The organism is Nitrospirillum iridis, assembly GCF_014205765.1.
Taxonomy (GTDB): Bacteria; Pseudomonadota; Alphaproteobacteria; order Azospirillales; family Azospirillaceae; genus Nitrospirillum; species Nitrospirillum iridis.
Window position 1 is genome coordinate 235,169 of record NZ_JACIIZ010000011.1, and the last position, 22,903, is coordinate 258,071.

Sequence of the window (22,903 nt, forward strand, 5' to 3'; positions counted from 1 at the left end):
TCCCCTAGGAATGGGCCAAGGCCGCACACCGGCGAACAGGGGGAGGGACAGGTGATCAAGACGCGTCTGACGGAACTTCTGGGCGTGGAACGCCCCATCGTTCAGGGCGGCATGCAGGGCGTCGGTGTGGCCGAACTGGCCTCCGCCGTCTCCAACGCCGGTGGCTTCGGCATTCTGACGGCGCTGACGCAACCGTCACCGCAGGCCCTGGCGGCCGAGATCGCCCGTTGCCGGACAATGACCGACAAGCCCTTTGGTGTGAACATTACGGTGTTTCCCACCACCAGGTCGCCGGACTACAAGGCCTACGCCCAGGCCATCATCGACAGCGGCATCGCCATCGTCGAGACCGCTGGCACGCCCGCGGTGGCGGAGATATGGGAGATGTTCAGGGCCCATGGCATCAGGATCATCCACAAGTGCACCTCCGTTCGCCATGCCCTGTCGGCGGAACGCAAGGGGGTGGACGCCGTGTCCATCGACGGTTTCGAATGTGCCGGCCACCCGGGGGAGGATGACATTCCGGGCCTGATCCTGATCCCCGCCGCGGCGGACCAGGTGAAGGTCCCTCTTGTCGCCTCCGGTGGCTTTGGCGATGGACGCGGCCTGGTCGCGGCCCTGGCACTGGGGGCGGAAGGGATCAACATGGGGACCCGCTTCTGCGCCACGGTTGAGGCGCCGATCCACCCCAATGTCAAACAGGCCTACCTGGACAATGACGAGCGTGGAACCAACCTGATTTTCCGGAAGCTCCGTAACACCGCCCGTGTGGGCAAGAGCGCCGTTTCGGACGAGGTCGTCCGCCGCTTGGCCGAGCCGGACGCGACGTTCGAGGTTGTCGCCGACCTGGTCAGCGGCGCCAAGGGGCGCGAGCTGCTGGAAAGCGGCGACCTCTCCCGGGGAATCTTCTGGGCTGGCATGGTGCAAGGCCTGATCCACGACATCCCCACGGTGAAGGAACTCATGGACCGGATAATTGCGGACGCGGAGGCGATCATCGGTGGCCGATTAGCCGGCTATCAAGTTGCGTGATGACTTGAGCGACAGCAAATGACGGCTATTGGGCGCTGGATTTTGTGGATCAGCGTATGCACACGACACTGTGCCACCTCGGGTTGGTCTGCAAGATGTAAAATGTGTGGGCTGGATGGCGAAGGGCATCAAGTGAACCGCCCCGAGTCCTTGGTCAAATCGGCAAACCAAGCGCCAGCTCAACAAGCTCAAACTCGTCAAACGCCAGATGTATGGCCGTGGGAAAATTGACCTGCTCCAGGCCTGCGTCGTCAGCGTTGGACGATCTGACCATCACCAAGTTTGCGTCAAAGCCCAGTTTGGATGCTGATCAGCGCGGTATCCAGTTGATTTTATTGAGGTCGGCAGGATCATTTGATCTTGCCGATTTATACCAACCATCGGGCTGATTTTCTGATTCACCAGGGCAAGCACAGAGGAGGCTTGCGATGGGTTCGGCAGTCGCGGTTCGTTCGGATTATTCAGCAGCGGCTCTGCGCCAATTGGCCCGCCGGTGCGGCGATGCCGATCAGGTTCGGCGGTTGTTGGCCTTGGCGCAGATCCTCGACGGTCGGAGCCGGTGTGAAGCGGCCAGGACGGCTGGTGTGACGCTGCAGATCGTGCGGGACCGGGTCCTTCGTTTCAATGCGGGTGGCCCGGATGGCTTAGCAACGCGCAAGGCGCCCGGCAAGGCATCGCTGCTGAACGATACGCACCGCGCGCGCTTGGCCGCAGCCGTCGAGGCCGGGCCCATTCCGGCCGTACACGGCGTCGTTCGCTGGCGGCTTGTCGACCTGGCCCAGTTGTTGTGGGACGAGTTCGGCGTGTCGGTGACGCGCTTCACCCTTGGCCGCGAATTGCGCGCGTTGGGCTATCGCAAGCTCTCGGCCCGGCCGCGCCATCGCGGTCAGAAGCCCGAAGACATCACGGATTTTAAAAAGCCTTCGCAACCCGACTGGCGGGCATCCGGCGCCACTTCCCGCCGGGAACGCCGATAGAAGTGTGGTGGCAGAACGAGGCCCGGATCGGCCAGCAGACCGAACTCACCCGGCGCTGGGCCAGGATTGGCACCAGGCCATCAGCCCCGAAGGATCAGCGCCGGGCCTCGGCTTGGATCTTCGGTGCGATCTGCCCCGCCGAGGGCAAAGGGGCTGGTATCGTCATGCCCCGCTGCAACAGCGCCGCGATGAACCGCCATCTCCAGGAAATCGCCGTCCACGTCGCGCCCGGCGCGCAGGCCGTCCTCATCCTTGATCAGGCGGGGTGGCATCACTCGGCCGAACTCATCGTCCCGGACAACATCACGCTCATGCCTTTGCCGCCCCGTTGCCCGGAACTTAACCCCGTCGAAAACCTCTGGCAGTTCATGCGCGACAACTGGCTCTCAAATCGCATCTTCCAGAACTATGACGACATCGTCGACCACTGCTGCCACGCATGGAACAAACTCGTCGAACAGCCTTACCGCATCATGTCCATTGGACTGCGGCAGTGGCACATGGGTCATAGTCAGCGCTCTTTGGTATAAGTCATCTAGACTGGATAATTCGCCGTGCGCCTTTCCGCAGTGGCCTCGGCGCGGTAAGTAATATTTATGATAAGATCGAGGTAATATTCGAGAAGATATTTTCTATAGCGAATTTACGGGACGTAAGTGAGGCACTTTTACGTTATCACGACGGGAACGCCTATTCCCGCCATCTGGCGGGGCGCCTCTATTCCGTCATCGTGCATGGCGATGGGGAGGGGGCGGAGAACGTGCGGCGCAGCCTGTCGGACTGGGCTGCGTTTCATGCACCTGGTGCCGGCGGGTTCCCTGGCGGAAGTGGACCGCTACGAGCGGTGCACCGATCACCGATTACCCGTCCGGATGATTTCCATGGCCAACTGATCGAGGGGAAGGATCTTGTCGGCCGCGCCCAGTGCGATGGCTTCCCTCGGCATGCCGAAGACGACGGAGGTGGCCTCGTCCTGGGCGATGGTCTGGGCACCGGCCCCCTTCATTTCCAACAACCCGCGTGCGCCGTCGTCGCCCATACCGGTCATGAGGATGCCGACGGCGTTCGGGCCGACATGGGTCGCTGCGGACCGGAACAGCACGTCGACGGATGGACGGTGGCGCGATACCAGGGGACCGTCCCTGACCGCGACGTAATACCGCGCGCCACTGCGCTGTAGCAGCATGTGGCGGTTCCCGGGCGCGATCAGCACGCGCCCACGCATCACCGTGTCCCCGTCCTCCGCTTCCTTCACCTCCATCTCGCATAGGCCGTTGAGCCGCCGGGCGAACGCCTCGGTGAACTTTTCTGGCATGTGTTGAACCACCACGATGCCGGGGCTGGCCGCCGGCAGCCTCTCCAGCACCACCCTCAGGGATTCCGTGCCCCCCGTCGATGCGCCGATGCAGACCACGGTTTCCGTGGTCCGGGCCATGGCATGGTGGCGGGCTACCGGGGGTGGCAGGACGACATCGGCCGTCAGCTTCCGCTCCGGCTCACGCACCCGCAGGGCGGCGGGGACGTGCTTCAGCCGGGCCCGGGCCGCCGCCTTCACGACATCACAGATGTGGATCTTCGCTTCTTGCAGGAACTCGGCCGTGCCCACGCGGGGCTTCAGGATGATGTCGACGGCTCCGGCGTCCCAAGCTTGGCTGGCCGTTTCCGATCCGGCCTCGGCCAGCGAGGAGCAGATGACCACCGGAACCGGCCGCTGCGCCATCAGCCGCCGCAGGAAGGTGATGCCGTCCATGCGCGGCATTTCCACGTCCAGGGTGATGACGTCCGGCACCTCCTGCTGGATGCGACGCGCCGCGACGAAGGGGTCCGACGCCGTCGCCATAACCTCGATCTCCGGATCGGACTGCAGGATGTCGGTCATGACCTGGCGCACGGATGCGGAATCATCGATGACCAGGACGCGGATCTTGCGCGGCATGATGGATCACTCCCGCCGGAAAACGCTGGCGCCCATCGGCTTCATGGGCAAACCAAACCCCGCCGCCGATTCCGAATGCCCAAGGAACAGGTAACCTCCAGGGCGCAGGTGATCGCACAGGTGCGCCAGCACCGCCTGCTGTGTCGGCTTGTCAAAGTAGATCAGGATGTTGCGGCAGAAGATCACGTCCAGGTCGCGGTCTACGGGATAGGTCGCATCCATCAGGTTCAGCCGGCCGAAGCGGACCAGGCGGCGCAGCTCGGGTACGACACGGACCAGGCGCTGGGCCCTGTCCCTGGACCGCAGCAGATATCGCTGGCGCATCTCCAGGGGCACCGGGGCGATCATCTCCTCCGGATAGATGGCGGCCGCCGCCGTCTCCAGCACCCGGGTTGAGATGTCGGTCGCGATGATGTCGATCCGGAAGCCGCCGTGGCGCTGGCTGGCGTCGGCCAGGACCATGGCCAGGGTGTAGGGCTCGGCTCCGATCGAGCTGGCGGTGCTCCAGACCTTCAGGGTCGTATAGGGACTGGCACGCCGTTCGGCGAGCAACCGTGGCAGCGCCACCGTCTCCAGGATACGGAAATGCTCCTGCTCGCGAAAGAATTCAGTCTTGTTGGTGGTGACGACGTCGATCAGATGGACGGCCTCGTCCGCCAGACCGCCGTCGTCGAAAAGGCGCGCGCAGTAGTCCGCCAGGTCGGCCGCGCCCGTCGCCGCCACGCGTTTGCGCAGGCGCCCCTCGACCATGGTCCTTTTGGACTCCGGCATCTTGATGCCGCTGTAGTCCTGGATGAACGCGGCCAGCCGGCGAAAATCCCGCGCGCTGAGGCCGTCGACGGCAGCGACCGCTGCCGTCCAGGAGGCCCCCTCCGCTTGGTCGGCCAACACTCAGTACTTCTCGAACTCGGCGTCGCGGGCATCGCCGGCACCGTTGGCCAGATCCAGGGCGAAGCCGCCGGTGGCAGCCTTGCGGCCGCCCACGGCACGTACGGCGGCCGGAACCGCCCGGCCGTTGTGGCCATGCCCGTTCCCAGCCCGCGCGCCCCCCTGGCGCCCGGCGCCCGCCGACGATGGCGTCGGCTTCGCCGCGCTGGCCGTCGCCGGCCGGGACGGCCGGCGCGCGGCGGCCGGCGACGATGCCTCCACGCGGAAGTAGGCGATGCTGGTCTGCAACTGTTCCGATTGCGCCGCCAGCTCCTCCGACGTCGCCGACATCTGCTCCGACGCGCTGGCGTTCTGTTGCGTCACCTTGTCCAGCTGCTGGATCGCCTGGTTGATCTGCTCGCCGCCGATGTCCTGCTCCCGGCACGCGGCGCTGATCTCCGCCACCAGTTCCGCCGTCTTCTTGATGTCCGGCACCAGCCGCGTCAGCATCTCGCCCGCCTCCTGCGCCGCCTGCACCGTCTGCGACGACATCGTGCCGATCTCCGCCGCCGCCGTCTGGCTGCGTTCCGCCAGCTTGCGCACCTCCGACGCCACCACCGCGAAGCCCCGCCCGTGCTCACCCGCCCGTGCCGCCTCGACCGCCGCGTTCAGCGCCAGCAGGTCCGTCTGCCGCGCGATTTCCTGCACGATGGTGATCTTGTCCGCGATTGTCCGCATCGCCTGTACGGCCCGCGTCACCGCTTCGCCGCTCGTCTGCGCATCCGCCGCCGACTGGCGCGCGATCCTCTCCGTCTGGCTGGCGTTGTCCGCGTTCTGCTTGATGTTCGCCGCCATCTGCTCCATCGACGCCGACGCCTGCTCCGCCGCCGACGCCTGCTCCGTCGCCCCCTGCGACAGCTCCTCCGCCGTTGCCGAAAGCTCCTGGCTGCCCGACGACACGTTCTCCGACGCCATCGTCGACTCCCCGACCACTTCCCGAAGCCTCTCAACCATGCGTTTCAGCGCCAGGCCCAGCACGTCCTTGTCCGACAACGGCTTGGCTTCCACCGTCAGGTCGCCGTCCGCCACCGTGTCGGCCACCCCTGCCGTCGCCCGCAGGTTGCCGATCATGCGCTTGAGCGCGATGCCCAGTGTGTCCTTGTCGGACAGGGGTTGAGCCTCCACCGTCAGGTCGCCATTGGCCACGGTGTCGGCGATGCCCGCCGTCGCCCGCAGATTGTCCATCATTCTGTTGAGCGCGCTCACCATATCCCGGATCTCGTCATCCGACTTGACAGTCAACGACTGCTCCAGGTCGCCTCGGGCGACACCATTGGCCAGGCGGATGGCCCCCTGCAGCCCCCGGCTGATGTTGATCAGGATCCATGTGGCAGCGGCCAGAGCAACCAGCAGCGAGATGGCCACCGTGGCGAACAGAATCTGTCGCGCGGTTTCATACTGCGCCGTGGCGGCGGCCTCCGTCTGGGTCAGGTTCGCCTGGGCCAGGGCGACCACCTCGTCCAGCGCGGCGTCGGCACTGTCCAGCACCTGCCGCCCCTCGACGCGGGACAGGCGGATGGCCTCGTCCCGCTGGTCACCCTTCGCCAGGGCGATAACCCGATTCTGAAGGGGCAGGAATTGCTTCCACACCGCGGTGAAGGCCGCCACCTTCTTGTTGCTTTCGCCGGTGGTCAGGGAGTCCAGCTTGGCACGATCCGCCTCCAGGGCCTGCTGCTCCTTGCCGATCCGCGCCTCATACTGATTCACCATGTCCTTGCTGTCCGACAGTAGCAGGCTTTTCTCGGACCGCGTCACGGTCATGAGGTCGGTGTAGAGGTCCTGGGCAACCTTGATCTGCTGCATCGGCCCTTGGACCATGCCGTGCAGGCTTTCATCCAGGGCCGCCAGTTTCTGTATGCCCAGAACGGCGCTGGCGGTCGACAACGCGACGATGACGGCGAAGGTCAGTCCCAGTTTCAACTTGATGGTCAGGCGCATCGCGAAGAATCCTTGATCGTCGAATTGTTTAGAGAGCGCCGGCTGTCGGCAGGGGGTGTGCCGGGACACCGGCCGGAATGCTTGCGCCAGCCGCCAGGTCGGACAGGGCTTTGCGGCTGATGACCGACGCCTCGTCGGCGGTGAACAGGGTCGCCAAGTCGAAGACGATGACGAAGCCATCGCCGCGGCGGCCCACGCCCCGGATGTAGTCGGACCGCCACGGCACCCCGATGTCCGGCGGAGCCTCCAACTGGCGCAGGTCCAGGGGCATGACCTCGAACACGCGATCGGCCATCAGGCCCAGGGCCGTCTCCCGGCCATTGATGGTGACATGGAGAACCAGGATGCGGCTATGTTCGGAGGTGGCGTTGGGCGGAAGGCCCAGCTTCAGCCGCAGATCGATCACCGGCACGCCCCGGCCCCGCACGTCGATCAAGCCGACAAGGTAGGTCGGCGTTTCCGGAATACGGAACACCGGGCGCATGTCCAGGATTTCCACCACGGCTTCGACCGGGACGGCGTAGATCTCGCGCTCGATGCCGAGCGTGACGAACTGGGCTTCCCGGGTGGTTTTGCTCACGCTGTTCATGATAGGCGCGGGACCTCAGTACTTCTCGAATTCGGCGTCGCGGGCATCGCCGGCGCCGTTGGTCAGGTCCAGGGCGAAGCCGGCGGCGGCGGCCTTGCGGCCGGCCCCGACGCGCCCGGCTGCCGGGACCACGCGGCCATTGTGTCCGGGCCCGTGCCCATTCGCCGCCCGCAGTCTCGCCGGGCGCGTGGGGGAAGGCGCTGGCTTGGCGGCGCTGGCCACGGGCCGCGACGGCCGGCGGGCGGCCGCGACCGGTGCGGGCGACGCCCCATCCACCCGGAAGTAGGCGATGCTGGCCTGCAACTGTTCTGACTGCGCCGCCAGCTCCTCCGACGTCGCCGACATCTGGTCCGACGCGCTGGCGTTCTGCTGCGTCACCTGGTCCAGCTGCTGGATCGCCTGGTTGATCTGCTCGCTGCCGATGTCCTGCTCCCGGCACGCGGCGCTGATCTCCGCCACCAGTTCCGCCGTCTTCTTGATGTCCGGCACCAGCCGCGTCAGCATCTCGCCCGCCTCCTGCGCCGCCTGCACCGTCTGCGACGACATCGTGCCGATCTCCGCCGCCGCCGTCTGGCTGCGTTCCGCCAGCTTGCGCACCTCCGACGCCACCACCGCGAAGCCCCGCCCGTGCTCACCCGCCCGCGCCGCCTCGACCGCCGCGTTCAACGCCAGCAGGTCCGTCTGCCGCGCAATTTCCTGCACGATCGTGATCTTGTCCGCGATCGTCCGCATCGCCTGCACGGCCCGCGTCACCGCTTCGCCGCTCATCTGCGCATCCGCCGCCGACTGGCGCGCGATCTTCTCCGTCTGGCTGGCGTTGTCCGCGTTCTGCTTGATGTTCGCCGCCATCTGCTCCATCGACGCCGACGCCTGCTCCGCCGCCGACGCCTGTTCCGTCGCTCCTTGCGACAGCTCTTCCGCCGTCGCCGAAAGTTCCTGGCTGCCCGACGACACGTTCTCCGACGCCATCGTCGACTCCCCGACGACCTCGCGAAGCTTCTCCACCATGGTGTTTATATGGCGCATCAGGTCCCCCACCTCGTCGTGCGCCGTCGCCTCGACCGTACGGGTCAGGTCGCCCCCGGCGACGGCCTGGGCCAGGGCGCCCGCCTGGTTCAGGCCGCGGCTGATGCCCAGCGCGATCCAGAACCCGGCCGCCACAGCGACCAGCAGCGACGCCAGCGTGGCGATCACCAGTGTCAGGCGCGCGTTTTCGTATTGGGCCACGGCGTCGGCTTCGTCGCGGGCCATCTGCGTGCGATAGAGTTCGATAATATCAGCCAGCTGCCGCTGCGCCTCCTCCACCAGCGGCCGGGCCGCCCCCACTGACAGCTCCTGGGCCTTGGCCTGCTCGCCACGCTTGGCCAATTCCCTTATCCGGTCATCGACCGCCAGGAACTGTTGCCAGGTCCCATCCAGGGCCTGCCATTTCGGTTTGGCCTCCACACTGCTGACGGCGATCACCTTTCCGGCCAGGTCGGCGAAATTTTGGCGGAAGCCTATGATCTCGCGGTCATACTTCTCGATCTGTTCAGGATTGGTCGAGAGGATCATGTTCTTCTCGGCCCGCACCAACTGGACCATGTCGACCAGCACCTCTTCCGCCCACTGCAGCTTCTGCACGGGGCCGCTGACCATGTGCCGCATGTCGGCGTTGACGGCGGCCAGGCTGTTGATGCCCAGCCCCACCGTTGCGGTGCTGAGCGCGATGATAAGGGCGAAGGTCAACGCCAGCTTCAGCTTGATGGTGGCACGCATGTCAGTTTCTCCCGTCAGGCTGCGGTGCGTTGGGATGAGCCGGCCGCGTCGTCCCGCGCGTCCCCGCGAGAGAAGATGCGTTCCAGATCCAGGACCACGATGAATTCGGGTCCTCTCTTGGCGATGCAGCGGATGTATTCCGGCCGCCAGCGCATGCCGATGCGCGGCGTTTCCTCCAGGGCGGATGCCGCCACCTGGGTGATTTCGTATACCTTGTCGGCGCGGATCCCGACGATCACGGGGTCACCGTCGATCATCACCTCGGTGACGACGATGCGCGTGTCGATGGTCGGCGGCTGCAGCTCCATCCCGAACTTCAGGCAGAGGTCAGCCAGCGGCACCACCTTGCCGCGCACGTTGATCAGGCCGCCGATGAAGGGCTGGCTGTTGGGGACCCCGGTAATGGGGACAAGGTCGAGGATTTCGCGCACATGCGTGGCCTCCAGGGCAAAGACTTCGCCTTGCAGGCCCAGGGTCAGGACTTCCATCGGCGTATCGGTTTTCCACGCGGTCATGATGTTTCCCTTGCCGTTAGCTGGCCGCTTTGAAACGGCCCTCGTAGGCCATTCCCAACTTGACCAGATTGGCGATGTCCAGGATCAGGGCGACGGCCCCGTCGCCCAGGATCGTGGCGCCGGCGAATGTCTCGACGTCGGCATGCAACTTGGACAGCGACTTGATCACCGTCTGGTGATTGCCGATCACCTGGTCCACCACCAACCCAACCCGGCGGCCACCGAAGGAAACGATCACGGCCTTCTGATAGCGGTCCGGGGGCTCGGACACCTGGAACAGTTCCCGCAGGCGCAGGAACGGCACCAGGTCGCCCCGTATGTTCAGGAAACTGCGCCCACGGGAACGCGCGTCCTCTTCGGGCGACAGTTCCACGCACTCCTCCACCGCCGACAGTGGCAGGGCGTAGCGCCCCGTGCCGACGCGGACCAGCAAGCCGTCAATGATGGCCAGCGTCAGCGGCAGCCGCAGCGTCAGCCGGGTGCCTTCCCCGGGTGTGCTGGCGATGTCGATCTTGCCGCGCAGTCCCTCGATGGCGCGCTTCACCACGTCCATGCCCACCCCGCGACCGGACAGGCTGGTCACCTCCTTCGCGGTCGAGAAGCCCGGCTGGAAGATCAGCTGGAACAGCTCGGCATCGGAAAGCTTGGCGCCGGCCGGGATCAGGTCCTGGTCTTCGGCGCGGGCTTGGATGCGCGCCCGGTCCAGCCCGCGGCCATCATCGCTGATGGACACCATGACCTCGGCCCCGGCATGGCAGGCGGTCAGCGTGATGCATCCCGCCGCCGGCTTGCCGGCGGACTTGCGCCCCTCCGGCGTCTCCAGGCCATGGTCGATGGCATTGCGGATCAGGTGGATGAGCGGGTCGTTGAGGCGTTCGATGACCGTCTTGTCGAGTTCCGTTTCCTCACCCACCGTGACCAGTTCGATCCGCTTGCCCAGTTCGTGGGCCAGGTCATGGACCAGCCGGCGGAAACGCCCGAAAAGCGAACCGATGGGCACGGTGCGGACCCCCATGGTGGTATCCCGCAGTTCATGCGCCAGCCGTTCGATCTCTTCGGCGATCGCCTTCACCTCGACGTCATTGCTGGACGCGGCGACCTGCGACAGGCGTGACTGCACGATCACCAGTTCGCCAACCCGGTCCATCAACTCGTCCAGCCGCTCAGCCGGGACCCGGATGCTGTCCGCACCCTTGGCGGGGGCCTTGGCCCCGGAGGCCGCGCCGGCGCCAAGGCCAGCGCCGGCGCGCACATGCTGTTGTTCGGCCAAGGCCGACGCCAGGGTATCGGGGGAGACGTCGCCCGATTTGACCAGCAAGGTGCCCAGCGGCATCTGCGCGGCCACCGCAGCGTCCACAGCATGCTGCGCCACGTCCCCCCGGTCCACCAGGATTTCACCGATACGGTTGCCTTCACCGGTCATGGTGATGGCGTCGATGGACAACTCCATGTCGTCAATCACGCACATGAAGACTTCCTCGATTGCCGTGCGCGGGCGACTGGTGGTGAGCACGACATCCCAGGCCAGGTGACAATCCGTGGGGGCCAATTCCTCCAACGGGGGTACGCTCTCGGCCCGTGCCACCACCGTGGCCATACCCAGGCCGCGCAATTCATCCAGCAACAGCAGGGGGTTGGTCCCCATCGCCATGGCCTCACGGCCCAGCCGGAAGCGAATTCGCCACGTGGTTGGGATCTCCGCCGCCGCGTCCGCATCGGCCGTATCCTGTAGGGCCGCGTCATCCGGCGCCGTCGGCGCCGATGGATCGCCCACGATCTGTTTCAGCGTCTGCAGGATGGCGACCCCGTCCGCCGCCTCGGCCAGATCGGGTGTTTCGATCAGCAGGCGCATATGGTCCTTGGCCGCCAGCGCCACGGCGATCAACGCCCGGCTCGGCTCCACACTGCCCTTGCGCACCAGATCGAACGCCGTCTCCACGTGATGGGTGAAGGCCGCCACCGCGTCGTAGCCGAACATCGCCCCCGACCCCTTCACGGTATGAAGGGCGCGGAAGGCGCTGTTGATCAGGTCCGCATCATCAGGCGTGTGCTCCAGGTCCAGCAGAGCCTGCTCCAACTGCTCCAGCAGTTCCTGGGCTTCCTGGCGGAAGATCTCGGACGGGTCCAGCGCGCTCATGCGCCTAGGACCTTGCGCACGACGGCGACCAACTGCTCCTGCTGGAAGGGCTTGGTGATCCAGCCGGTGGCGCCCGCCGCCTTGGCCGCCTGCTTCAGGCCGGTATCGGACTCCGTGGTCAGGAACAGGATGGGCACGCCACGGTAATCGGGCAACTGACGGAGCGCCCTGATGAGATCCAGCCCATCCATCACCGGCATGTTGAGATCGGTGACCACCAGATCGACGGCCGTGTCCTTGGCCTTGGCCAGCCCTTCGGCGCCGTCACCGGCCTGGAGCACGTTATATCCGGCGCCCGCCAGGGTCAGCTTCACCATCTGGCGCACGCTGGGGGAATCATCAACGCTCAGGACGGTCTTGGCCATCATCGTGCCTCCGTGTGAAGCCAGAAATCGCAATCGGCGGGGGCCGGAATGCCGGCCGCCAGCTCTGCAGTCATGAGGAAACCGCCCCGTTGAAGTGTTTCCCGTAGGGTCCCGGAAACCGGCTGAGCCAGCCTGAGTATCCGTTGGGTGTCCCTGGCACCTTTCCGTGCGGCGAGCAGCAGTTGGACAAAGCTGAGGTCGGTTTCAGCTACCGCGCTGCAATCAATTTCCAGAACGTTATGAGACTTCATCGCGTTCAGGAGGGCGCCGCGTGTCTCTTCGGCGTTGCGGAGTGTGTGGCAGCCCGCAAGAGTGATTTTTCCGACATCGTCGTCCGACGCATTCGGCATCATGAACCCCCGCTCGAGTTGACTTTGTAAAACATGCATCCGCCTGTAGCGGTCTGTATTCGGCAGGCATCAACTTATTGGAAAGTGAGAAAAATTCCCCATCTGGAATATTTCCCCAATAAATTGACGCCAAAATCCGGCGAACAGGTGCACCTTATGGGTAGTTGGTTTATAAAGTGTAAATGCCATGCGGCTAATCAACTGACATACATCAATTCAGAGGAAAGAAATTTTTGATAAAATACAATGTAAATACGGAATTAATGGCGCGTGCCTGATCGATGTCTACCGATTTAAGGCGATCGTTTTACATTGTTGATATTCAAGCCTATGTCTCTCATCGGACGGGGGCGGATGTGCCGCCATCCAACGTCTGCGGGTGCATCATGGCGCTGCATCGCCGTGAGGGTGACTGGTTGCCTCAGGGTTAACCACCAATTTACCTGTTTAATGAAAAGTGGCCTCCAGCACGCCGAAAAATTGATTGGGGATACGCATGGGTAGGGATCTGGATACCGTGGCCGAGGCTATCAGGGCCGCATCCACATCAACCGACACGCGTTTCCTGGATATCGGCCATCGCCTGGAAACCTCGGTCGACATCCTGACGGCGCTGACCCACACCTTCGACACGCTCTCCGACGAGATGAGGGGGGAGGCCCTGCGCCTGGCCACCCAGGATCTGTCGCAGGTGGCACACTTCGTTTCGACCTTGACCCAGGGCGACGAGGCCGGATCCCTGCGCGCCTTGGCGGGGCTGGTCACTGCCATTGGCAGCAGGCTTGTGCGCATGGACAAATCGATCAAGGGCGTTGGCATGCTGGCCACCAACGCCAAGATCGCCGCGGCGGTCATTGGCGACACCAGTGCCGAATTCATGAACTTCGCTACTGAGATCCGGCGCACCCTCGGGTTGGCGCAGAGCAGCTTGGACCAATTCGCCGCGGACCTCGCGGGTGTCGGCCACCGGTTGCAGGCGGCGGCGGCCGACCAGTCCGCATTGGATGTGCGACAGGCGACGGCCGTCCGCACCGTTCCCCAGCGATTGGCCCACAGCATCGGCACGGTCATCGACCGCGGCCGGCGGGCGGCGGCCGTTGCCGCAACCGTTGGCCAGCGATCACAAGATATCGCCAAGCGCATTGGTTCGGCGGTCATGGCGCTGCAGGTGGGCGACATCACGCGCCAGCGCATGGAACATGTCGATTACGCCCTGGGCCTAGTGGCGGAAATGGTGCGCCAGTCCAGCCATCCCTGGTCGGACGATGCCGACGACCTCGCCTCCGACGGCGTGGCGGCAGCCGCCCGGTTCTGCTGTCGCCTGCAGGCGGCGCAGTTGGACGATACAGCGGACGAACTGGCTCTGGAGATTGGTGAGATATTGACTTCGCTGCGCGCGCTGGCGGGCGACGCGCGGGACATCTTGGACTTGGGCCACGACGCCTTCGGTGCCTCCGGCAGCCAGCAGGGTACCTTCGTGGGGGAATTGGAAGGGGAGGTCGGGGAGGTCGACGCACTATTGCATGGCTATGGCGCGGCGCGGCGCCAAGCCGACGAGGTTTCCGCATCGGTGTCGGAGGCGACTGCGCGGCTGGTCAGTCAGATCGGCATCATGCGTGCGCTTGAGGCCGACATTCGCATCATGGGGTTGAACACCAGCCTTCGCTGTGGCCGTCTGGGAGCCATTGGCCGACCACTGTCGATCATTGCGCAGGAATTGCGCGTTTACGCCAACGAGATTGCCGTGGAGGCCAGCGGCGTCATGGATGAACTGGAGCAGATTGCAGCCATCGCCGCCTGCCTGTCAGGACAGGCGCGCGACACCAACGCCGCGGATACCGTGACCATGGCCGACATCATGGCGCGGTCCATCGACCGGCTGGGGGCTGCGGGGCATAATTTGGCCACCGCGCTGCAAACCCTCAAGCGTGATGGCGAGATGGTAGTGGGCCTGCTGCGGGACACGGTGGATCGGGCAGCCACGCATGGTAAAATCGGCGCCGTGTTGCGGCAGGCCGCGACTGATCTCGCGTCCCTGGCTCCAGGGCTTCAATCCGGCGCCGTTCCGGAACAGGCGGAGCCGCTGATCGCCCTGATGGGAAGCAGCTACACCATGGCTCGGGAGCGTCAGGTGTTGGAGCGGTTTGCTCCTGGAAGGAACCTGGCGCCAGTGAGGGGGCCTGGGCCCGGGGCTGAATCGGCAGATCTGGAGGACCTATTTCTTTGACAGAGATCGGCAGCAGGGTCGGGGACTCTGCACTCAATACAATTTCTGCTGATTTGGCAGGCTGTTGGCCGCGAGCAAGCTCGGGGCTCCCTTTCGGCGCCGGTTTACACCACCTGGGGTCAGCTTGCCGGACGATGCCACAAAAATTGTGACAAGCCGCTTGGGCGTTGGACGGTTCCGTATCGCCGGCACCGCGGAATACAATGGGGAGAACCGCGATATCCTGGCCGATCGCATCGCCGCGCTAATACGGTGGTGCCGTACCTTGTTCCCTGGGGGCCGCGTGGAAGGCGTGGTTTCATGGGCCGGGCTACGGCCTATGATGTCGGACATGATGCCGCGCGTTCAACCCGGCGGACGCGCGGGCCAGATCACCTGCAAGCCCATCACCCCCATCAGCCGCCGCACCCGCTTCCATTGACGGCATGACCGGCCCGGCGCAGCACCGCCGTCATTCGCCGCGAACCATAGCAGGGGGTCTCCAGGAACTGCCAGTCGATCAGTTCCATCAGCGCCAGATCCGACGCATTGTCGTTGACCGGCCGGTAATAAAAGCTGGACCGGCTGAGAGCGGTCAGCGCGCATTGCCGCGCCATTGACAGGGCGGGGTGCCCGGGACGGATCATCGCCCGCTTCTCCGCCCGGCTCATTTGCCGAGCGCGCGAGACAAAAAATCGATCTGGACTTGCCCTGATCCGGCTCATGCTGCGCAGGATCGCAAGACACAGAAAGTCATAGGGAACTTCGCGGACGGACTCTTATAGATGAGCCAGTGTAAATCGGTGTGATCAAACTACGCCGTCGAATTTAAGGAAATCAAACAGTCCCTATGCCGATCGGTGTTCAAGCCGACCGCAGATTTGCAAACGTTGCCGGCGCAGGGCACGCGGCGTAGCCATCCCCTTGGGGCAATTGCCTACTTTTTCATGGCAGCACCCAATCGGGTTAAAATCTCTGCACGTGACCGTAAGCACGCATGTCCGTCTGCGCCGGTTCACGCTCAACCGTCTAGCGGGCGATAGGCGAAATAAGGTAAGGTTCCACCTCTTTGGGGGGATGGTCCTCCCTATCGTTCGATATAGCGCATGCCTCTTTCGAGCCGTCTTTCCAGCCCCGTCGAGCCTCCGTCGCCCGGGGGTATGTCGGGGGGTGCGCTTGAGCGGGTGTTGGCGGTGCTCTCATCGCACGGGCAGTTGACGCCGGGGGCCCTGGCCCGGGCGCAGGCGGCGGGCGGACGGGTGGACCGGCGGCTGATGGACCTGGGCCTGGTGTCGGATGAGGGCATGGCGGCGGCCTACGCCCAAGCTTTGAGCTTGGCGCTGTGGCCGGCCGATCAGGTGCCCGAAGTGCCGGTGATGATGGAAACCGCCAACCTGGCCTTCCTCAAGGCCAAGCTGCTGCTGCCGCTATCCGCTGATGGGGCGGAGGCAGTGTTCGCCATGGCCGATCCCCTGGATCGCCAGGCGCTGGTGGCGGCCGCCTTCCTGGCCGGCCGGCCGGTGCGCCCCGTGGTCATGACCGGCACGGCCATCACCGTGGCGCTGGAGCGTTTGTATGAGGCGGTCCCGGCCACCACCACCGTTGAGGAGATGCCCGACCTGCTGGAAGGTGATGCCGAGCGCTTGCGCGACCTCGCCAGCGAGGGGCCGGTGGTGCGCCTGGTGGGCAACGCCATCCAGTCGGCGCTGGCGGCCGGCGCCACCGACATCCATGTCGAGCCCATGGCCGACCGCCTGGTCGTCCGCCACCGCGTCGACGGCATCCTGCGCGAGGCGGAGGTTCTGCCCCGCCGCATGACGGCCGGCTTCGTCACCCGCGTCAAGGTCATGGCCGGGCTGGACATCGGTGAGCGCCGCCTGCCCCAGGACGGGCGCATCCGCCAGACCCTGCAGGGCCGGGAGATCGACTTCCGTGTTTCCACCACGCCCACGGTGCATGGTGAGGATGTGGTGATGCGCATCCTGGACCAGGAAACGGCGGGCGGCACGCTGGACAGCCTGGGCCTGCCCGCCTGGGTGGCGGAGCCCTTGGCCGCCGAGTTGGAGCGGCCGCACGGCATCGTGCTGGTCACCGGCCCCACCGGCAGCGGTAAGACCACGACCCTTTACGCCGGCTTGCGCGGCATGGACGCCGCCCGCCGCAAGATCCTCACGGTGGAGGATCCGGTGGAATATTTGCTGGACGGCGTCAACCAGACGCAGGTGAAGCCGGGCATCGGCCTGACCTTCGCCCATGCGCTGCGCAGCTTCCTGCGGCAGGACCCGGACGTCATCCTGGTGGGTGAGATGCGGGATGGCGAGACCACCAGGGTGGCGGTACAGGCGGCCCTGACCGGTCATCTGGTGCTGTCCACCCTGCACACCAACGATGCCGCCGGTGCCGTGCCGCGCCTGATGGACATGGGGGTGGACCCCTATCTGTTGGCCTCCACCCTCAACGGCGTGCTGGCGCAGCGCCTGGTGCGCACGCTGTGCCCCCGCTGCCGCCAGCCCTACGAGTTGGCGGCGGACGCGGCGGCGGCCCTGGGCCTGCCGGCCCATCCCACCACCGTTTATCGGGCCGTGGGTTGTGCCGCCTGCAACGGCACGGGATATCGCGGCCGCCAGGCTATCGCCGAGTGGCTGCCGGTCAACGACCAGGTGCGCGCGCTGGTGCGCCAGGGGGCGTCGTCTGCGGAGATCGAAGCGGCGGCGGTGGAAATGGGCGGCATGGTGCCGCTGTACCAGGACGGGCTGCGGCGGGTGCTGGAGGGCATCACCACGCCGGAGGAAATCCTGCGCGTGACGAAGGCCGATTAGTATATTTTCAATTGAGAGTTAACAAAAGGAGCGGGTCAATGAAAAATATTATTTCTCTTCTCGTGTCTGTAATGATGTTGGCATTGCCAAATGTCTCCTATGCTTCAATACAAGTTGTTCCTTGGGTGAAAATAGGAACCTTCGGGGCTGGTTGGTATAGTGCACAATTTAGTATAACACCTGCTACGGGCAGTGTGTACAATCCTGACGGGTGCAAACTGTCAGATTTATATGTAATTGACCCTTCTCTTGGTGGGGCTAACATTTTTAGTTCCGCGCTAATTACTGCTTATTCTCTTGGTCATCAGGTTCAATTGACCATCGCAGGCTGCTTTAATGATAGGCCGAGTATTATTGGTGTTGCTGTTCGGCCATCGTAAAGCCAGGTAAGGGGAAATCCTGCGCGTGACGAAGGCGGTCTAAGACATGGTCCGATATGTCTTCAAAGCGGTATCGGCGGAGGGACGCCGCAGCCAAGGGGGGCTGGACGCGGTCGACGACGCCGGGGCGGTGGACCAGTTGCTGCAACGGGGGCTGACGCCGCTGACCCTCAAGGCGGAGGCGACGGGGCGCCGGTGGCGCCGTTCGGCTGACCTGACGCGGGGGGAGCGGCTGTCCTTCATCCGCGACTTGGCCAACCTGGCGGCGGCCGGCTTCGCCCTGGAGCCGGCCCTGGGTCTGGTCGGCGACCAGATGCCCCGGGCGGCCGCGATGGAACTGGTGGCCGGCCTGCGGCAGCGGGTGCGGGCGGGGGAAACGCTGGGCCGGGCCATGGCCGCCTATTCCACAGTGTTCCCACCAGAATTCTTGGGCCTGGTGACGGCGGGCGAGCAGGGCGGGTCGCTGGCGGAGGCCTTGGGTCACCTGTCGGCGCTGGAGGAGGCGCGGTCGCATTTCCGTCAGCGCCTGGTCAGCGCCATGATCTATCCGGCGCTGATCGCGTTGTTGACCCTGGCGGCCTTGGGCGTGATGGCGGGGTATGTCCTGCCGCAGTTCCAGGACCTGTTCGCCGGCAGCAAGGCCAAGCTGCCCACGGCCACCCTGGCCGTCCTGGCGGTGGGCGACTTCCTGGGGCGATACGGCCCCCTTTTCCTGGCGGCGGCCACTGGCGGCATCCTGATTTTCCTGCGGGCGCTTAAATACCGTGAGGTGCGCGCCCGGGTGGACCGGCTGGTCCTATCGCTGGGTCCGCTGGGGCGCTTGGTGCGCGACGCGCAGTTGGCGCTGTACACCCGCACGCTGGCCAGCCTGCTCAGCGGTGGGGTGCCGTTGGCGCCGGCGCTGGCCACGGCATCGGCCTGCCTGGGCAACCACGCCCTGGCGGCCGCGTCGGATCGCGTGCGGCTGCGGGTACGCGGGGGGGAGAGCTTGAGCCACGCCACAGGAGCGGAACCGCTGTTCCCCAGGCGCCTGGTGAGACTGCTGGCCATGGCGGAACAGACCGCCAGCCTGCCACGGGCCTTGCTGGACCTTTCCCAGGTCTTGGAACGAGAACGCGGCATGGCGTTGGACCGCGCTTTGTCCCTTTTGACGCCTGTGCTAACCCTCATACTCGGTGGAATGGTTGGTGCCATATTCGCGGCCCTAATTTCGGGAATAATGAGTCTGAATGACATCGCTATTTGATCTGCCCCGGGGCTTCCGGGTCGCTGACCGCCGCCAGCGCGTTTACGCCCCGCGTGATACCGAAGCCGGGTTCACGCTGGTGGAGGTGTTGGTCGTGCTGGTCATCATCGGTCTACTGGGCCTGCTGGTCGCCCCCAACCTTGTCGCCCGCTTGGGCAAGGCCAAGGGTGAGGCCGCGCAAGCGCAGATCAACACGCTGGTGTCCGCCGTCGACCTGTTTTACGTCGATATGGGGCGATACCCCTCGGCAAGTGAGGGGCTGGAGGCGCTGATGACCGCCCCCTCCGGCGATCCCAACTGGCGCGGCCCCTATCTGCGCAAGCGCCAGGCGTTGATCGATCCGTGGGGCAACGCCTACCGTTACAAAGCGCCCGGGCAGCATGGCGCCTATGACTTGTACTCCTACGGCAGCGACAACGCCGAAGGCGGCGAAGGCGACGCGCGTGACGTGACGAGTTGGTGACCCATGCGGTCTGCCGGCTTCACCCTGGTGGAAATGCTGGTCGTGCTGATGATCATCGGCCTGGCGGGGGGCGTTCTGGCCTTGGGGGTGCAAAACCGGCTACCGGGGTTGCGCCTTGACGCGGCTGTTTCCGCCATGGAAGAGGAACTGCGCAACCGTCAGGTGGAGGCCTTGGTGTCGGGACGTGAAATGACGTTCTCAATGGCTGACCTGGAGCACATCGCCACTACGACTCAAGGGCGCCGTTTGCGCCGCATCGCGGCTGTGGATGTGCGGATCATTGGCGCCGACCCGCGCATGCCGGACGTCGTTCGCTTCCTGCCGGGGGGCTGGTCCCTGGGGGGGGGGGTATCGCTGAAGGACGGTGGCCGCGAAGAGGTGGTGCGGGTCGATTGGCCCTTGGGTACCGTTGAGGTGGAGCGGCGACCATGAAGGGGGCCCGCGGTTTCACCCTGCTGGAAATGTTGATCGCCTTGACCATTTTTGGGCTCGGCACGGCGTTGCTGTTGCAATCCACCTGGTCCGGCGTCTGGGCGGCCCAGCAGGGCTGGGCCGAGACGTCCGCCCTGAGGTTGGCGCAGTCCGTGGCGGCTGCCGGCGGCGCCCTACCATCTCAAGGGGGGACGAGTGCCCTGGCCTCCGATCCGGCCATTGACAGTTTGCCCTATCGCATCCGGCGTGACCGCTTGGTCGAGGCGGGCGGGGTGGCGTACCGGGTGGAGGTGCGCACAAAGGCCGACCAGACCTTGGCCACGGTCATCACGCGCTCGGTCAGTGAGAGCCAGCCATGACGGCCTTGGTTTTCCGCACGCCGGCGCAGTATGGCATGACGCTGATCGAGGCGTTGGTGGCTCTTATGTTGCTGGGCTTGCTGGCACTGGCCGGGGTGGAACTCCTGCCGCAAATGAGCCGGATGGCCGACCGCAGCGGCACGTTGCAACGGGGCGCGGCCGCCATGGGGCGATCCCATGATTTCATCCGCTTCGTGGTGGAAAACGCCGTTCGACAGGGCGACCTGGGCCGCGTCGGCGGCGAACTGCCGCCGCTGACCGCCGATGCCCGTCAGTTGGAGCTGTTCGCCCCGCTGCCGTCGGGCCTGGGCACGGGGGGGATGTACCGCATTGTCATGAGCACGGAGGGTGGCTTGGACCACCAAGCTTTACGGCTGCGGGTGACGCCGTTGCGCCCCGATGGCCCCCCCGCCAGCGAAGGACTGTTGATTGAGGGGGCGACCTCTCTGGCCTGGTCCTATTTTGACCGCAAGACCAACACGTGGTCGGGGCGATGGTCGACGCCCGACGCGCTGCCTGACCTCGTCCGTCTGGATGTGAAGATGCCGGGCACCGGCTGGTGGCCCCCCTTGATCGCCGCCCCCATGCTGGCGGGCGGCGTCTTTTGCGCCTTCGACACGATCGCCAACGTTTGCCGCCAGGGGGGCACATGAAACGCGCCCGCCTTCTGGCCCTGCTGGCATCGACGGTCGATGGCGTCGCCGATGGTTTCGCCTGGGCCCTGCCGACACGGTTCAGCCGCTATTTGGGCCTGCTGCCCCGTGTCGTGCGATTGCCGCCGGGCGGGGAGGGGGCGGTAGGTTCCGTCGGGCGGGGGCCGGCCCGGCTGGTCCTGGATGCCCAGGACGTCTATACGATTGATCTGCCACTGCCGCGCGGCGTCTCGGTTGATCCTTGGGCGCAGGCGCGAATGCAGGCCCATCGGTTCATGCCCTTGAAGCCGGCCCTCTTGGCGTGGGACCTGGTGACACTGCGGGAGGCAGGCCAACGGTTCGCCCGCGTTTCCATGGTCCGGCGCGCCGTGCTGGATGCCGCCCTGCGGAGCAACACCGGGGTGATCGAGGTCACCACGGATGGGGTTCGCCCCCAACCGCAGTTTCTGCGTCTGGAACCGCGGCGGCTGCGGCTACGGGCCCTGCGCATCCTGATCCTGTTGGCCGTGCCCGTGCTGACTGTCCCGGTGCCCTTGCTGCTGGCCACCTGGATCCTGGATCAGCAGACAAGACACATGGAGCAGAAGCTGAAGGCCCTGTCGGAAGACGTCAAGGCGGTGCGCATGTTGCGGGAACGCGCTGAAGTCCTGGGCAACGTGCTGGACCATAGCGGTGGCCTGCTGGTGCAGCCTTCCCGCGGTCGGCTGTTGGACGAAGTTGCGCGCGTCCTGCCTGATGACGCCTGGCTGCAGGAACTGTCCATGAGTGCCGATGGCCTGGTTCTGCAGGGGCGGAGCGCCAACGCTGAGGATGTGTTGGCGCGGTTCCGCGATGAGCCCTTGTTCACCGATGTCCATCTCTCAACGCCTGCCGGCGTGGATGGGGCTGGTGCTTTCAGCCTGACCTTCTCCATCGCCAGGACCGGCGGCCTGGATGGGGCCCCGGAAGCGCGTGGGAGCGGCACCCCGAGCGATACATCCCCAGTCAAGGGGATGCGGTGATGGCCCGTCCAGACTTGCGGCCGGGGGTGGCGATTCTCCTGATCGTGGGGGTGGTGTCGGCCCTGGTCTACACCGCCGCCGTCCCGTTGTTCGAGCGGGCCACCGTCGCGATGGAGCGCCGGCAGGCCCGGGCGGCGCAACTGGCCATGGCCCGGGCGGCGGCGGCCCAGCGCGAGGAACTGGAGCGCCGGGTCAGCTTCCTGCAACACCGCGTGGATGAAGGGGCGCTCTTCAATCACGGTGCGTCAGCGGACATGGTGCAGGGGAGCGTGCAGGGCACGATCCGCGCCGCCGCGCAAAGCGGGGGCCTGGCCATTCGCGCTTTGGACAGCAGGACGGAAACGATTGGGGGCACCCATTACCGGCTGACGACGCACGTCAGCGCCAGCGGCGGGTTCGAGGCCATCAACGCCGCATTGGCTCAATTGGAAGCGGCCCGTCCGCTGTTGTTGCCGCGCGACGTGCGCATAAAGGCCGCCACGACCGGTCCAAGCGATGGGCCACCGGTACTGAGCGTGGATTTGGACATCGATGCCTATGCCGATCTTGTCACACCCTGATCGCCCAACCCTGATCCTGGCCGCTATCGGCCTGGTGGCCGGGGTTGTCTTGGCGCTGGCGGCGGTGCTGTCGGCGTCGAAGGCGCCGCCGCCGGTTCTTTCCCCATTGCCGCCCCCCCCGGCGGCGGCGCCAGGACCACCATCGGCTCAGCCATCAGCTCAAATGGGTGAGGCGCTGCGCCGGCCGCTTTTCGCCCAAAGCCGCCGTCCGCCGCCGCCCAAACCCATTCCCCCGCCGCCGCCCGTCCTTGTTCCGGCAC

The 22,903-nt window shown here is 65.6% G+C and carries 23 protein-coding genes; 13 read left to right on the forward strand and 10 right to left on the reverse strand.

Annotated features, from left to right (window positions below):
• The first annotated feature begins 51 nt into the window (after positions 1-51).
• Together FHS74_RS19495 and FHS74_RS19500 are read left to right on the forward strand one after the other, a co-directional pair.
• Positions 52-1,032: an NAD(P)H-dependent flavin oxidoreductase gene (locus FHS74_RS19495; protein WP_425491327.1), complete on the forward strand. Its 981-nt coding sequence runs from the start codon at positions 52-54 to the stop codon at positions 1,030-1,032.
• Positions 1,033-1,460: 428 nt separating this feature from the next.
• A protein-coding gene (locus tag FHS74_RS19500; RefSeq protein ID WP_184803748.1) for an IS630 family transposase occupies positions 1,461-2,539 on the forward strand; the annotation gives its coding sequence in 2 pieces (ribosomal slippage) (positions 1,461-1,953 and positions 1,953-2,539; 1,080 coding nt in all).
• Positions 2,540-2,862: 323 nt separating this feature from the next.
• Here FHS74_RS19500 and FHS74_RS19505 read toward each other — a convergent pair.
• Genes FHS74_RS19505 through FHS74_RS19545 form a run of 9 tightly spaced genes read right to left on the reverse strand, consistent with a single transcriptional unit; the run spans position 2,863 to position 12,527 of the window.
• Complete coding sequence (locus FHS74_RS19505; protein ID WP_184803750.1) at positions 2,863-3,945, reverse strand: protein-glutamate methylesterase/protein-glutamine glutaminase; 1,083 nt, start codon at positions 3,943-3,945, stop codon at positions 2,863-2,865.
• Between the two features lie 6 nt (positions 3,946-3,951).
• Positions 3,952-4,836 carry a CheR family methyltransferase gene (locus tag FHS74_RS19510; RefSeq protein ID WP_184803753.1) on the reverse strand — a complete coding sequence of 295 codons (885 nt, stop codon included), beginning with the start codon at positions 4,834-4,836 and terminating at the stop codon, positions 3,952-3,954.
• Complete coding sequence (locus tag FHS74_RS19515) at positions 4,837-6,810, reverse strand: methyl-accepting chemotaxis protein (protein WP_184803755.1); 1,974 nt, start codon at positions 6,808-6,810, stop codon at positions 4,837-4,839. It abuts the gene before it with no gap.
• A gap of 28 nt (positions 6,811-6,838) precedes the next feature.
• Positions 6,839-7,399, reverse strand: coding sequence for a chemotaxis protein CheW (locus FHS74_RS19520; RefSeq protein ID WP_184803757.1), 561 nt, complete (start codon positions 7,397-7,399; stop codon positions 6,839-6,841).
• Between the two features lie 15 nt (positions 7,400-7,414).
• Positions 7,415-9,157, reverse strand: a complete 1,743-nt coding sequence (locus FHS74_RS19525) for a methyl-accepting chemotaxis protein (RefSeq protein ID WP_184803759.1) — start codon at positions 9,155-9,157, stop codon at positions 7,415-7,417.
• Positions 9,158-9,171: 14 nt separating this feature from the next.
• The gene (locus FHS74_RS19530; RefSeq protein ID WP_184803760.1) at positions 9,172-9,672 is read right to left on the reverse strand and encodes a chemotaxis protein CheW; all 501 of its coding nucleotides are present in this window, start codon (positions 9,670-9,672) and stop codon (positions 9,172-9,174) included.
• Between the two features lie 16 nt (positions 9,673-9,688).
• Positions 9,689-11,809, reverse strand: coding sequence for a chemotaxis protein CheA (locus tag FHS74_RS19535; RefSeq protein WP_184803762.1), 2,121 nt, complete (start codon positions 11,807-11,809; stop codon positions 9,689-9,691).
• Positions 11,806-12,174, reverse strand: coding sequence for a response regulator (locus tag FHS74_RS19540; protein ID WP_184803765.1), 369 nt, complete (start codon positions 12,172-12,174; stop codon positions 11,806-11,808). The genes FHS74_RS19535 and FHS74_RS19540 overlap by 4 nt, the downstream gene beginning before the upstream one ends.
• Entirely contained in the window at positions 12,174-12,527 is a 354-nt protein-coding gene (locus FHS74_RS19545) for an STAS domain-containing protein (RefSeq protein WP_246463235.1), read from the reverse strand. The genes FHS74_RS19540 and FHS74_RS19545 overlap by 1 nt, the downstream gene beginning before the upstream one ends.
• A 514-nt stretch (positions 12,528-13,041) precedes the next feature.
• On the opposite strand from FHS74_RS19545, the gene FHS74_RS19550 reads away from it, so the two are divergent.
• Together FHS74_RS19550 and FHS74_RS30995 are read left to right on the forward strand one after the other, a co-directional pair.
• Positions 13,042-14,751: a chemotaxis protein gene (locus tag FHS74_RS19550; RefSeq protein WP_211106423.1), complete on the forward strand. Its 1,710-nt coding sequence runs from the start codon at positions 13,042-13,044 to the stop codon at positions 14,749-14,751.
• Positions 14,752-14,875: 124 nt separating this feature from the next.
• Entirely contained in the window at positions 14,876-15,172 is a 297-nt protein-coding gene (locus FHS74_RS30995) for an FAD-dependent oxidoreductase (protein ID WP_425491329.1), read from the forward strand.
• Here the strand turns inward: FHS74_RS30995 and FHS74_RS19560 are convergent.
• Positions 15,147-15,377 carry an IS3 family transposase gene (locus FHS74_RS19560; RefSeq protein WP_184803769.1) on the reverse strand — a complete coding sequence of 77 codons (231 nt, stop codon included), beginning with the start codon at positions 15,375-15,377 and terminating at the stop codon, positions 15,147-15,149. The two genes, FHS74_RS30995 and FHS74_RS19560, sit on opposite strands and share 26 nt — an antisense overlap.
• 546 nt (positions 15,378-15,923) lie before the next feature.
• Between FHS74_RS19560 and FHS74_RS19565 the strand changes: the two genes are divergently transcribed.
• From FHS74_RS19565 to gspM, 9 genes are read left to right on the forward strand one after another with little or no spacing between them, the layout of a single operon-like run.
• Positions 15,924-17,549: a GspE/PulE family protein gene (locus tag FHS74_RS19565; protein WP_343066959.1), complete on the forward strand. Its 1,626-nt coding sequence runs from the start codon at positions 15,924-15,926 to the stop codon at positions 17,547-17,549.
• Positions 17,550-17,587: 38 nt separating this feature from the next.
• Complete coding sequence (locus tag FHS74_RS19570) at positions 17,588-17,929, forward strand: hypothetical protein (protein ID WP_184803773.1); 342 nt, start codon at positions 17,588-17,590, stop codon at positions 17,927-17,929.
• A gap of 46 nt (positions 17,930-17,975) precedes the next feature.
• On the forward strand, positions 17,976-19,175 hold the full coding sequence (locus tag FHS74_RS19575; protein WP_184803775.1) for a type II secretion system F family protein: 1,200 nt from the start codon (positions 17,976-17,978) through the stop codon (positions 19,173-19,175).
• Entirely contained in the window at positions 19,159-19,638 is a 480-nt protein-coding gene (gspG, locus tag FHS74_RS19580; protein ID WP_184803777.1) for a type II secretion system major pseudopilin GspG, read from the forward strand. The genes FHS74_RS19575 and gspG overlap by 17 nt, the downstream gene beginning before the upstream one ends.
• Positions 19,639-19,641: 3 nt before the next feature.
• Entirely contained in the window at positions 19,642-20,070 is a 429-nt protein-coding gene (locus tag FHS74_RS19585; protein ID WP_184803779.1) for a prepilin-type N-terminal cleavage/methylation domain-containing protein, read from the forward strand.
• Complete coding sequence (locus tag FHS74_RS19590) at positions 20,067-20,429, forward strand: type II secretion system protein (RefSeq protein ID WP_184803781.1); 363 nt, start codon at positions 20,067-20,069, stop codon at positions 20,427-20,429. Before FHS74_RS19585 ends, FHS74_RS19590 begins: the two co-directional genes overlap by 4 nt.
• Entirely contained in the window at positions 20,426-21,082 is a 657-nt protein-coding gene (locus tag FHS74_RS19595; RefSeq protein WP_184803783.1) for a prepilin-type N-terminal cleavage/methylation domain-containing protein, read from the forward strand. Before FHS74_RS19590 ends, FHS74_RS19595 begins: the two co-directional genes overlap by 4 nt.
• Positions 21,079-22,083: a PilN domain-containing protein gene (locus tag FHS74_RS19600; RefSeq protein WP_184803785.1), complete on the forward strand. Its 1,005-nt coding sequence runs from the start codon at positions 21,079-21,081 to the stop codon at positions 22,081-22,083. The genes FHS74_RS19595 and FHS74_RS19600 overlap by 4 nt, the downstream gene beginning before the upstream one ends.
• Complete coding sequence (gene gspM / locus FHS74_RS19605; protein ID WP_184803787.1) at positions 22,083-22,643, forward strand: type II secretion system protein GspM; 561 nt, start codon at positions 22,083-22,085, stop codon at positions 22,641-22,643. The genes FHS74_RS19600 and gspM overlap by 1 nt, the downstream gene beginning before the upstream one ends.
• The last annotated feature ends 260 nt before the right edge of the window (positions 22,644-22,903 follow it).

Bases quoted from the DNA above. Each gene is read 5' to 3' on its own strand.
- gspG (WP_184803777.1), top strand. From the start codon at position 19,159: ATGACATCGCTATTTGATCTGCCCCGGGGCTTCCGGGTCGCTGACCGC.
- FHS74_RS19600 (WP_184803785.1), top strand. From the start codon at position 21,079: ATGAAACGCGCCCGCCTTCTGGCCCTGCTGGCATCGACGGTCGATGGC.
- FHS74_RS19535 (WP_184803762.1), bottom strand. From the start codon at position 11,809: ATGAGCGCGCTGGACCCGTCCGAGATCTTCCGCCAGGAAGCCCAGGAA.
- FHS74_RS19520 (WP_184803757.1), bottom strand. From the start codon at position 7,399: ATGAACAGCGTGAGCAAAACCACCCGGGAAGCCCAGTTCGTCACGCTC.
- FHS74_RS19530 (WP_184803760.1), bottom strand. From the start codon at position 9,672: ATGACCGCGTGGAAAACCGATACGCCGATGGAAGTCCTGACCCTGGGC.
- FHS74_RS19595 (WP_184803783.1), top strand. From the start codon at position 20,426: ATGACGGCCTTGGTTTTCCGCACGCCGGCGCAGTATGGCATGACGCTG.
- FHS74_RS19560 (WP_184803769.1), bottom strand. From the start codon at position 15,377: ATGATCCGTCCCGGGCACCCCGCCCTGTCAATGGCGCGGCAATGCGCG.
- FHS74_RS19590 (WP_184803781.1), top strand. From the start codon at position 20,067: ATGAAGGGGGCCCGCGGTTTCACCCTGCTGGAAATGTTGATCGCCTTG.
- FHS74_RS19540 (WP_184803765.1), bottom strand. From the start codon at position 12,174: ATGGCCAAGACCGTCCTGAGCGTTGATGATTCCCCCAGCGTGCGCCAG.
- FHS74_RS19505 (WP_184803750.1), bottom strand. From the start codon at position 3,945: ATGCCGCGCAAGATCCGCGTCCTGGTCATCGATGATTCCGCATCCGTG.
- gspM (WP_184803787.1), top strand. From the start codon at position 22,083: ATGGCCCGTCCAGACTTGCGGCCGGGGGTGGCGATTCTCCTGATCGTG.
- FHS74_RS19515 (WP_184803755.1), bottom strand. From the start codon at position 6,810: ATGCGCCTGACCATCAAGTTGAAACTGGGACTGACCTTCGCCGTCATC.
- FHS74_RS19575 (WP_184803775.1), top strand. From the start codon at position 17,976: ATGGTCCGATATGTCTTCAAAGCGGTATCGGCGGAGGGACGCCGCAGC.
- FHS74_RS19545 (WP_246463235.1), bottom strand. From the start codon at position 12,527: ATGATGCCGAATGCGTCGGACGACGATGTCGGAAAAATCACTCTTGCG.
- FHS74_RS19585 (WP_184803779.1), top strand. From the start codon at position 19,642: ATGCGGTCTGCCGGCTTCACCCTGGTGGAAATGCTGGTCGTGCTGATG.
- FHS74_RS19525 (WP_184803759.1), bottom strand. From the start codon at position 9,157: ATGCGTGCCACCATCAAGCTGAAGCTGGCGTTGACCTTCGCCCTTATC.
- FHS74_RS19570 (WP_184803773.1), top strand. From the start codon at position 17,588: ATGAAAAATATTATTTCTCTTCTCGTGTCTGTAATGATGTTGGCATTG.